8 protein-coding genes and 1 pseudogene are annotated in these 11,132 nt (G+C 52.7%); 6 read left to right on the top strand and 3 right to left on the bottom strand.

The window, feature by feature from the left end; translation table 11 throughout:
- Positions 1-384 precede the first annotated feature (384 nt).
- The 4 genes and pseudogenes from ACFPVS_RS05915 (at position 385) to ACFPVS_RS05900 (ending at position 3,162) form a co-directional block, all read left to right on the top strand.
- Positions 385-1,482: pseudogene (locus tag ACFPVS_RS05915) on the top strand (FAD-dependent oxidoreductase).
- 22 nt (positions 1,483-1,504) lie between these two features.
- Positions 1,505-2,122 (top strand): thiamine phosphate synthase, encoded by a 618-nt coding sequence (gene thiE, locus ACFPVS_RS05910; protein ID WP_096294574.1) that lies wholly within the window; start codon positions 1,505-1,507, stop codon positions 2,120-2,122.
- Between the two features lie 40 nt (positions 2,123-2,162).
- Entirely contained in the window at positions 2,163-2,357 is a 195-nt protein-coding gene (thiS, locus tag ACFPVS_RS05905) for a sulfur carrier protein ThiS (protein WP_096294575.1), read from the top strand.
- Positions 2,358-2,373: 16 nt separating this feature from the next.
- Positions 2,374-3,162 carry a thiazole synthase gene (locus tag ACFPVS_RS05900; protein WP_378595484.1) on the top strand — a complete coding sequence of 263 codons (789 nt, stop codon included), beginning with the start codon at positions 2,374-2,376 and terminating at the stop codon, positions 3,160-3,162.
- A gap of 82 nt (positions 3,163-3,244) precedes the next feature.
- On the opposite strand, the gene ACFPVS_RS05895 is transcribed toward ACFPVS_RS05900, so the two are convergent.
- Together ACFPVS_RS05895 and moaC are read right to left on the bottom strand one after the other, a co-directional pair.
- Entirely contained in the window at positions 3,245-3,991 is a 747-nt protein-coding gene (locus ACFPVS_RS05895) for a HesA/MoeB/ThiF family protein (RefSeq protein WP_096294576.1), read from the bottom strand.
- 120 nt (positions 3,992-4,111) lie between these two features.
- Positions 4,112-4,612: a cyclic pyranopterin monophosphate synthase MoaC gene (gene moaC / locus ACFPVS_RS05890; protein WP_096294577.1), complete on the bottom strand. Its 501-nt coding sequence runs from the start codon at positions 4,610-4,612 to the stop codon at positions 4,112-4,114.
- Positions 4,613-4,901: 289 nt separating this feature from the next.
- Here moaC and ppc point away from each other — a divergent pair, with 289 nt between their 5' ends.
- Together ppc and ACFPVS_RS05880 are read left to right on the top strand one after the other, a co-directional pair.
- Positions 4,902-7,604 (top strand): phosphoenolpyruvate carboxylase, encoded by a 2,703-nt coding sequence (gene ppc / locus ACFPVS_RS05885; RefSeq protein WP_096294578.1) that lies wholly within the window; start codon positions 4,902-4,904, stop codon positions 7,602-7,604.
- A 388-nt stretch (positions 7,605-7,992) separates the two neighbouring features.
- Positions 7,993-9,138 carry a 5-methyltetrahydropteroyltriglutamate--homocysteine S-methyltransferase gene (locus ACFPVS_RS05880; RefSeq protein ID WP_096294580.1) on the top strand — a complete coding sequence of 382 codons (1,146 nt, stop codon included), beginning with the start codon at positions 7,993-7,995 and terminating at the stop codon, positions 9,136-9,138.
- A 377-nt stretch (positions 9,139-9,515) separates the two neighbouring features.
- On the opposite strand, the gene ACFPVS_RS05875 is transcribed toward ACFPVS_RS05880, so the two are convergent.
- Positions 9,516-11,084, bottom strand: coding sequence for an AbgT family transporter (locus ACFPVS_RS05875; RefSeq protein ID WP_096294581.1), 1,569 nt, complete (start codon positions 11,082-11,084; stop codon positions 9,516-9,518).
- Positions 11,085-11,132: the final 48 nt, after the last annotated feature.

Below are 11,132 nucleotides of genomic sequence, written 5' to 3'. Positions count from 1 at the left end.
TAGAGCCTACAGTCAATCCGCTGGCGCAGCCGAATGGAGTAGGGTTTTGGCAGGATAAAAGCTCGGTGTTTGAGCTGCCCAAAGGCAGCGAGTTCGAGCCTGCTGCCAAAATCCTGCGTAGTGAGGGAAGTTCGCCCCAAAGGGCGAACCTGCAACTGCGGCCGCCTTTCTTTTGCCTACTTTTCTTTGGCGAAGCAAAGAAAAGTAGGTGGCAGCGCGGCCATGAAGCGCAAACTTTAAAATAACATCAATCTTCAATCATAGCTCAATCAATCTTACTAAACCCCTTGATACATTTCAAAATTCATTCAGACGGCCTTTATCCGCATCACTAAATTATTTACAATGACATACAGTCATTTTTCGATCAAAAAAGAGCAAAAGATGAAACACATCGCAGTATTGGGCGGCGGCTTGTCGGGTCGTTTCACCGCATGGGGTTTGGCGCAGCAAGGCTTTGAAGTGTCGCTGTTTGATAAGGGTACGCGCACGGGCGAGCAGGCGGCGGCTTATGTGGCGGCGGCCATGCTCGCGCCTTTGGCCGAATCGGTGGAAGCCACACCGTTGGTGGTGGAGCTCGGGCGGCAAAGCATGGATTTGTGGCGCGATATCACAGGCCGTTTGAAAACGCCGGTGTTCCATCAGGAAAACGGCAGCCTGATTGTGTGGCATGGGCAGGATAAGCCTTTGTCGCGTGATTTTCAGCAGCGCTTAAGCCGCGCCAATCAAGGGCAAAACCCGACTGTACGCTGGTATGCCGCCGATATTGCCGCTCATGAGCCGCAACTGGCCGGCCGTTTTTCAGACGGCCTGTATTTGCCCGGAGAAGGCCAGTTGGACAACCGCCAAGTGCTGGTGTCGCTGGCCGATACGCTGGAAGGCATCGGTGTGCATTGCCATTAGCAAGAATCGCGTGAAGTGGCTGATTTGCAAGGATTTGACGGCATTATCGATTGTCGCGGTTATGGTGCCAAAACGCGTTGGAACAGGCCGTCTGAACCGAGCCGTTTGCGCGGTGTGCGCGGCGAAGTGGCACGCGTTTATGCCCCCGAAGTCAGCCTGAACCGCCCGGTACGCCTGCTGCATCCGCGTTATCCGCTCTATATTGCGCCGAAGGAAAATCATCTGTTTGTGATCGGTGCGACCCAGTTGGAAAGCGAAAGCAATGCGCCGGCCAGCGTGCGTTCGGGTTTGGAGTTGTTGTCGGCACTGTATGCGGTGCACCCCGCTTTTGGCGAGGCTGAAATCCGCGAAATTGCTGTCGGCCTGCGCCCGACTTTACACCACCATAATCCGGAAATCCGTTATCATGAGGCATCGCGTTTGATTGAAGTAAACGGCCTATTCCGCCATGGTTTTATGATTTCACCGGCGGTGGCAGGCGCGGCAGTGCGCTTGGCGGTCAATTTGTTCGGCGGCGGCGCGATTGTCCAATCCGATGCCGGAACCGGCTTGGATTACGTGCGCCTAGCGGCCGTCTGAAACCCCTATAAGGAAACCCAAAATGCAGTTCCCAAAATTAGTTAAACCTTTGAAATTTTATGCAGTTGTTCCGACCGCCGACTGGGTCGGACGTATGGTAAAAGCCGGTGCGGATACGGTACAGCTGCGCAATAAAGAATTGAGCGGCGATGCCTTATACCGCGAAATCGAACGCTGCGTTGCCGCCTGCCGAGGCAGCGATACCCAGCTTTTCATCAACGACCATTGGGAAATGGCGGTGAAAGCGGGCGCGTATGGCGTGCATCTGGGGCAGGAAGACATGGATACCGCCGATTTGGCCGCCATCGAAGCCGCCGGATTACGCTTAGGTTTGAGCACGCATTCGGTGAGCGAGCTCGACCGCGCCTTATCAGTGAACCCGAGCTATGCCGCCAGCGGGGCGATTTTCCCGACCACCACCAAGCAAATGCCGACTGCGCCGCAAGGCTTGGATAATCTGCGCCAATATGTGCAGCAGGCAGGCGATACGCCGGTAGTGGCCATTGGCGGCATTGATTTGGATAACGCACGCGAAGTGTTGGCAACGGGTGCGGCCTCGTTGGCCGTGGTGCGTGCGGTCACTGAAGCGGCAGACCCGGAAGCAGCGGTGAAAGCGTTTCAGGCCTTGTGGGATGAATAAGCCGTCTGAAACATTTCAGACGGCCTGAAGGAAAGTTGGCATGAACATTAAACTTAACGGCGAAGATTTTGAATTTTCAGGAAAAAACGTGTCCGATTTGGTGGCGGCGGTCGAGCCTGCGAAGCCGTTTGCCGTGGCGGTGAACACGCAATTTGTGTCTAAAGGCGTGTATGGGCAAACGCTATTAAATGAAAACGATGCGGTCGATATTGTGCGGCCGGTGGTCGGCGGCTGAAGCGGAAAGGAACATCATGTTGAATCTTTATGAAGAATCGTTTGCTTCGTGCCTGTTACTCGGCACCGCGGCTTATCCGACGCCGGAGGTATTGCGCCAATCGGTCGAAGCGGCCAAACCCGGCATGATTACCGTGTCGCTGCGCCGCGCCGGATCGGCAGGTGAGGCGCACGGACAGGGCTTTTGGGATTTGCTTCAGCAAATGAAGGTGCCGGTTTTGCCCAATACCGCCGGCTGCCAAAGCGTGCAAGAAGCCGTGACCACGGTGCACATGGCGCGGGAAGTGTTTGAAACCGATTGGATTAAATTGGAATTAATCGGCGACGACGATACTTTGCAGCCGGATGTGTTCCAATTGGTTGAGGCGGCCAAAATCCTGATTGATGACGGCTTTAAAGTGCTGCCGTATTGCACCGAAGATTTAATCGCCTGCCGCCGTTTGCTTGATGCCGGTTGCCAGGTGCTGATGCCATGGGCGGCGCCGATTGGCACGGGCTTGGGCGTGGTGCATGAATATGCGCTGAAAGTGTTGCGCGAACGCTTGCCCGATACGCCGCTGATTATCGATGCCGGCTTGGGTTTGCCGTCGCAAGCGGCGCAGGTGATGGAGTGGGGCTTTGACGGCGTGTTGCTCAACACCGCCGTGTCGCGCTCGGGCGATCCGGTGAACATGGCGCGTGCGTTTGCACTGGCTACCGAAGCCGGACGAGCTGCTTTCGAAGCCGAACCGGTGCAAGCGCGCGAACAGGCTAGGGCGAGTACGCCTACCGTGGGGCAGCCGTTTTGGCATTCGGCGGAATATTGATTCTCGTCGGTTGTTATAAAAAAATAGGCCGTCTGAAAAGCGTTGTTTCAATCTTTTTCAGACGGCCTATTTTATATTTAAATCAATGTTTCCCGCAGACACGGCAATCAGGGTTTTTCTCGAAGTCGAATTTTTGCCAATCGCCCGATAAACCGTCATACACACGCAGGCAGCCGTGTTGGGCGGTGCCGCTGCCCATCAGGATTTTTAAGGCTTCGGCGGCTTGGCTGGTGCCGATGATGCCGACCAAAGGCGAGAATACGCCGAATAAGGCGCAGGCACCGTCGCTGGCGGAATCGCCGTCAAACAGGCAGGCATAGCAGGGCGAGCCGGGCAAGTCGGGGCGGTATACGGCAAGCTGGCCTTCAAAGCGCACTGCCGCACCGGAAACCAAAGGCGTGCGCGTGGCGACGCTGGCGCGGTTGACGGCTTGGCGGGTGGCGAAATTGTCGCAGCAATCCAAGACGATGTCGGCGTGTTGCAGCAAGTCGGTGAGGCGTGTTTCATCGAGCGCTTCGGTGATGACGGTGATGTCGGCCGCGTTGTTGATCGCGTTCAGACGGCCTGCCATCACTTCGGCTTTGCTGCGGCCGATGTCGGCTTCGGTGAACATGATTTGGCGTTGCAGGTTGCTGTCGTCGATGGTGTCAAAATCGGCGATGGTCAGGCGGCCGATGCCGGCAGCGGCGAGATAGGGCAGCGCGGCAGCACCGAGTCCGCCGCAGCCGACCACCACGGCATGGGATTGCAATAATTTTTCTTGGCCTTCAATACCGATTTCGTCTAGCAGAATATGGCGGCTGAAGCGTAAGAGTTGGGCATCGTTCATGGTATCGCTTGAGGCCGTCTGAAATGTTTCAGACGGCCTTTTGAGTAAGAAAAAAGTCTGCACCGATTATAAAGCAACCGTGCAGACTTGGCAGAATGGGGAACCGATATTTAGCGCAGTTTAGTAATCGATGTTTTCAAAATCGTTGTTAAACAGGAAATTACCGCTTTTGCCGCCGGTTTTCTCTTCCAAATGGATTTGGGTGATGGTCATGCTTTTGTCGATGGCTTTCATCATGTCGTAAATGGTCAGAAGCGCGATGTTGACGCCGGTAAGCGCTTCCATTTCTACGCCGGTTTGGCCTTCGGTGGTGGCGGTAACGGTGGCTTTTACACGCGCCAGTTCGACATCGACATCAAAATCCACGCGCACGTGGGTGAGTGAAATCGGGTGGCATAAGGGAATCAAAAAGCCGGTTTGCTTGGTAGCCTGAATTGCGGCCACGCGCGCCACGCCCAATACGTCGCCTTTTTGTGCGGCATTGTCGGCTAAGATGCCGATGGCTTGCGGGCTCATGTTGATCACGCCGCTGGCACGGGCGGTGCGGGAGGTGGAAGCCTTGCCGGAAATATCCACCATGTGGGCTTCGTTGTTTTCGTTTAAGTGGGTCAAGTCTAACATCGTCGTTTCCTGAAATGTGCCGGCCGAAGCCGGTTTTGTTTATCAATGCGTGAATGGTGGCATTTTAAGCTATTTTTGACTTAGGGAATAGGGTTTACGCGGATTGGATAATCATCAGGCCGTCTGAAAATCTGCAACATATCGCGATATTAATAATGAAACAAAAACCGCCTTATGTGAAAAGAAACAGGCGTATGGCTTGCTGTAAACGGCATTATTATCATTGTAGCGGTTTTCCCAATCCTGCTATACAATGGAATCGTCTAAGCTTGAAATAAGAGAGAAAAATATGCAGCTTCATATTCTGAATAACCCGAAAGACGCGGCGCTGGCCGCCGATGCCGAGTTTTTGAAACAATGCCTGTTCAATCTGCTGCACCAAGAAGCATCGCCGTTGGTGGTGGAAATTGTGAAGCAGTTATCCACATCTGACGATACCGGTGCGCTGATTGAGAAGGTTTTGCCGCAGCTTGATGAGCAGCAGGCACATGATTTGACCTTGGCTTGCGGTTTATTCGCCCAGATTTTGAACATTGCCGAAGACGTACACCACGAGCGCCGCCGTCAAGTGCATGAAGATGCCGGCCACAATACTGCCGACGGCAGCTTGGCCGAAACCGTGCGCAAACTGCGTGCCAATAAGGTTGACGGCAAAACGGTACAAAAACAATTAAACGAAACCAATGTCACTGCCGTATTGACCGCGCATCCGACCGAAGTACAACGCCAATCGGTATTGCGCTTCAACCGCCGCATCCGTGCGTTATTGCCGCAGCGCGAACGTTGCACCAATGCCGAATCGTTGGCCGATTTGCGCCGCGACATCGAAACCATTTTGCTGGGCTTGTGGCAAACCAGCGAAACGCGTCAATATAAGTTGAGCGTGAACGACGAAATCAACAACGGCGTCAACATTTTCCCGATGAGCTTTTTTGAGGCGCTGCCGAAACTCTACCGTGGCATGGAACGTGATTTTCAGACGGCCTATCCTGATGTGGAAGTGCCGGATATTCTGAAAATCGGCGGCTGGATCGGCGGCGACCGCGACGGTAATCCGTTTGTGACCGCCGAAACCCTGCGCCATGCGTTTACCCGCCATGCCGATGCGGTGTTCCGCTGCTATCGCGGCGAATTGGACGAGCTGTATCACGAGTTGCCATTGTCCACCCGCCGAGTGAAAGTGAATGACGACGTGATGGCAATGTCGGATGAGTCGCCTGACGAAGAAATTGCCCGTTTGGAAGAGCCTTACCGCCGCGCCATTGCTTACATCATGGCCCGTGTGATGGGCAAAGCGCGTTCATTGGGTTTGGGCATGGGCTGCCATTTCGGTTTTGGCCAACCGTATGCCAATGTGCAGGAATTTATTGCCGACTTGCAAAAGCTGCAACGCTCGTTGCGCGACAACGGCAGCGCCTTGATGGCAGAAGGCCGTTTGGCCGATTTAATCCGCATTGCATCGGTGTGCGGTTTCAATATGATGCCGTTGGATTTGCGCCAACACGCTGAAAAACACGGCGATGTGGTGGCGGAATTGTTCCGGCATGCGGGTTTGGAAGATTATGCCAATTTGTCGGAAGAAGAAAAACAAGCCGTGTTGCTGCGCGAATTGCAGCACCAACGTCCGCTGTACAGCCCGTTTATTACTTATAGTGAGCATGCCCGCCGAGAACTGGCGATTTTTTCCGAAGCACGCAAAATCAAAGACGAATTCGGCGAACAGGCGATTACCCAAAGTATCATTTCCAACTGCGAGCAGCCGAGCGATTTGCTGGCCTTGGCCTTGCTGCTGCAGGAATGCGGTCTGTTGCTGATTGAAAATGGCAAACCGAAGAGCCGTATGAATATTGTGCCGTTGTTTGAAACCATCGAAGCCTTGGAAAACTCCTGTCCCGTGATGGACAGAATGTTCAGCTTGAAATGGTATCGCGAGCTGGTGATGAGCCGCGACAACCTCCAAGAAATCATGCTGGGCTATTCCGATTCCAACAAAGACGGCGGCTATGTGACCAGTTCATGGTGTCTGTATCAGGCAGAGTTGGGCTTGGTGGATTTGTTCAAGAAATACGATGTACGCATGCGCCTGTTCCACGGCCGTGGCGGCAGCGTGGGTCGCGGCGGCGGTCCGTCTTACCAAGCGATTTTGGCGCAGCCCGCCGGTTCGGTAGCGGGGCAAATCCGTATTACCGAGCAGGGCGAAGTGATTACCGCCAAATATGCCGACCCGAGCAACGCCCGCCGCAATCTGGAAACCTTGGTGGCGGCCACGTTGGAAGCGACTTTGCTGCCCGACCGCAAAGATCCTGATCCGAAACTCATGCAAGCCTTGTCGGACATTTCCTTCAAGTATTACCGCGAGCTGATTACGCATGAAGATTTCATCGATTACTTCCTGCAAACCAGCCCGATTCAGGAAATCGCCACGCTGAATTTGGGCAGCCGTCCGGCCAGTCGTAAAACTTTGGCGCGGATTCAGGATTTACGTGCGATTCCGTGGGTGTTCTCATGGATGCAAAACCGCCTGATGCTGCCGGCTTGGTATGGTTTCGGCAGCGCGGTCGAAACCTTGTGCCGGCAAGATCCGGATAGCATGGCGGCGATGCAGGACCACGCGAAAAACAATCCGTTCTTCCAAGCCATGCTGTCGAACATGGAGCAGGTGATGGCCAAAACCGACATCACTTTGGCGGAAGACTATGCCGGATTGAGCGAAACGCCCGAAAAAGCCGCGGCCATTTTCCAAATGATTAAAGCCGAATACCTGCGCAGCCGTAAAGCCCTGCTGGATATCCTGCAAACCACCGAGCTGTTGAGTGACAACCGCAGCCTGGCGCGCTCGCTGGCCTTGCGCATTCCGTATCTGAATGCCTTAAACGGCTTGCAAGTGGCCATGCTCAAGCGCTTGCGTAAAGATCCGAACAACCGTCATGCTTTGCTGATGGTGCATTTGACCATCAACGGCGTGGCGCAAGGTTTGCGTAATACCGGTTAAGGTCGGATTGGGATAAGGCTGTCTGAAAGGATTATTGTTCAGACGGCCTTTTAACCTTTGTAAAAAACGGGCAGTAGCCAATCAATGCTGAACACTGCATTTTCTTGTAGCCGGAAATCCATTGTCGATGATAAGAAACTATTGGATAAAATAGGCTTCTCGAATTTGAAGAGGGATTTCCACCTGCGCGGGAATGACGTCAGTTTAGTGTTGTTTGTGTTATCGGAAGCTTTGCAAAAATCTCGGCCTTGATATTTTGTATGAAAAAGATTCATCCCAACATGCTGATTTTTCAGATGGCCTTTATTTCGCAGGCCGTCTGAAAACCGGCAGAGTCTGTTATACTCAAACGTTAACTATAAAACCGTTACCTGAAAAAAGGATCATCATGAGCACACTTTTCCCAAACGCGACTTTACGCGACCGCGCCCCTTTCCGTTTCGACATCGTCGGCAGTTTTTTGCGCCCTGAGGCTTTGAAAAAAGCCCGCAGCCAATGCGCGTGCGGCGGGTGTTCGACCGAACAATTGCACCAAGTGGAACACGCTGAAGTGAGCCAATTGGTGGCCAAAGAAAAAGCAGTCGGCCTGCCGAACGTGACCGACGGCGAATTCCGCCGCACATGGTGGCACTTGGATTTCCTGTTTGAATTATTGGGCGTGGAATTGGTGGAAGCCGAAGAATACAGCACCCAATTCCAAGCGCACATGCGCCCGATTACGTTGAAAATCACCGACAAAATCGAATTTCCGAAAGTACACCCGTTTATCAATCACTTCAAATCCCTGAAAGCCGAAGCGGGCGATTATCCGATGAAATTCACTATTCCGTCGCCAAGCATGCTGCACCTGATTACCTGCGTGCGCACACCGAATCCGCAATTAATTGAGCGCTATCAAGACAACGAAGCATTGTTGTTTGCCGACATCACCCAAGCCTATATCGACGCAGGTAATGCGCTGTATGCCGAGGGCTGCCGCATTTTGCAATTAGACGACACCTCTTGGGGCGAATTCTGTTCGGAAGAAAAACGCGCCAAATACCAAGCACAAGGCTTGGATTTAGACGACATCGCGCGTAAATATGTAAAAATGCTGAACGACATCCGCGCCGCCTTGCCGCAAGACATGGTCGTGACCATGCACATCTGCCGCGGTAATTTCCGTTCGACTTGGTTCTCCAGCGGCGGTTACGAGCCGGTAGCGGAAATCTTGTTCGGCGGCTGCAACGTTGACGGCTTCTTCTTGGAATACGACAGCGACCGCGCCGGCGACTTCAAACCGTTGCGCTTCATTAAAGACCAACAAGTCGTGTTGGGTTTGATTACCTCAAAATCAGGCGAGTTGGAAGCCAAAGAAGAAATCATCGAGCGCATTAAAGAAGCCACGCAATATGTTGACATCAACCAATTGTGCCTCAGCCCGCAATGCGGTTTCGCTTCTACCGAAGAAGGCAATGAATTGACCGAAGAAGACCAATGGAAAAAATTGGCGCTGATTCGCAGTATTGTTGATGACGTGTGGGGCAGCAAATAATCTCGGCAACATAAAAAATTATTGGGATAAGGAAAGGCCGTCTGAACGCAAAAGGTTCAGACGGCCTTTTTGTATTTTCGTGAATATTAATTAGGTTAGGTCGAGATCTTTTGAAAACTTCATGAGCCATCAATAAACGCTCAAACGGCCGTCATTCCCGCACAGGCGGAAATCTATCTTAACATTTAAGTAAGTTATTTTATTCAATAGTTTGCCATGTTCAAAAATGGATTCCCGCCTGCACGGAAAGGACGTCGATTTTTTGTGCAGTGGCTTTTCAGGCAGTTTTGCAAAGGCCTCAGGCCGTCTGAAAACTAAAGCAGCCAATGCGCCACTTTATCTTTCTTTCAGACGGCCTTGTCATTAAACCTCGAACCTTAAGGCTGGTAATACGTTGCCGAACCCGGACCGACTGGCCAGCCCAATATGAATACCCACACGTAGAACAAAATCGTCCAGCCGATGGCAAAGACAATTGAGTAGGGCAGCATTAGAGAAACCAAAGTACCTACGCCCGCATCTTTTTTGTAGCGGATGGCGATGGCCAAGGTCAAGCTGAAGAACGGCATCATCGGTGTGATAATATTGGTGACTGAATCGCCGATGCGGTAGGCCGCCTGAATCATTTCCGGTGCGTAACCGGCCAACATCAGCATTGGCACGAAAATCGGTGCGGTTACTGCCCATTGCGCCGAAGATGAGGCAATCATCAGGTTAATCAGGCCGCAGATGATGACGAAGAATACAAACAACAAGCCACCGCTCAAGCCGATCTCTTTTAAAAATTCCGAACCTTTCACCGCCAGAATCGGGCCTAAGTTGCTCCAGCCGAAGTAGGCGACGAATTGCGACACAAAGAAAATCAGTGTCAGGTAAATCGCCATCGAGCGCATGGAACTGACCATGCCGTCCACTACGTCGGAACTGGTTTTCAGCGTCCCCGCTACTTTGCCGTAAGCCAAGCCGGAGAGGGCGAAGAACACGAAAATCAACGCCACAATACCCGACATCAACGGCGAATTCATCAAATCACCCGTTTCAGGATTGCGCAATGGCGCGCCTTCGGGCAGACTGGCAGCGGCAATTAGGCCGAGTAGCACCAAAATTGTGGCAAATGCCGCCCGCAAGCCTTTTTTCTCTTGCGCGTTTAATTGTTCAATGCTCATGCCTTCCGCGCTTCCGTCACCTTCGGATTTGTCGTATGCACCCAAGCGTGGCTCGATTAATTTATCGGTAATCAAAAATCCGAGGCCGGCTACCAAAAAGGTGCTGGCCGCCATAAAATACCAGTTGGCTTGTGCGCCGACCAAATAATCCGGTGCAATCAATTGTGCAGAAGATTGGGTAATGCCCGACAAAATTGGATCCACTGTGCCGATTAATAAATTCGCGCTGTAGCCGCCCGAAACGCCGGAAAACGCAGCGGCGATACCGGCCAAAGGATGGCGGCCGAGCGAATAGAACACCATGGCAGCCAAAGGAATAATCACCACATAGCCCAGTTCCGCCGCGATGTTGGACATCACACCCGCAAATACCACCGCTAAGGTCACCAAGCGTTTCGGTGCATTCAATACGATGGCGCGCATGGCTGATGAAATCAAGCCGGATTTTTCAGCAATGCCCACACCGAGCAAGGCCACCAAGGCCGTACCCAAAGGCGCGAAGCTGGTGAAGTTGCTCACCAGATGGGTGACGATTTTGGCCAAGCCTTCGCCGTTGAGCAGGTTAATCACGCGAATCATGCCGTCTTCGGCGCGGCCTTTGGTGCCTTCAGGGCGTGGGTCAATCACGCTCACGTCAAAATACGCCCCCACTGCCGACAAAATCAGCAGTGCAATAATCAAGGCTAAAAACAATACCACCGGATTGGGAAGAATATTGCCCAGTCGTTCGACGATGTTGAGAAAACGGTTAATGCCCGTTTGTTTGTTCGCGTGCGCCATACATCCTCCTTTTGTGAAATCAATATTTCAGCTATTGTATGTGACATT

Source organism: Neisseria weixii, from assembly GCF_042658245.1.
Taxonomy (GTDB): Bacteria; Pseudomonadota; Gammaproteobacteria; order Burkholderiales; family Neisseriaceae; genus Neisseria; species Neisseria weixii.
The sequence above is the reverse complement of the archived record's forward strand: the minus strand, read 5'-3'. Positions and strand labels throughout refer to the sequence as shown.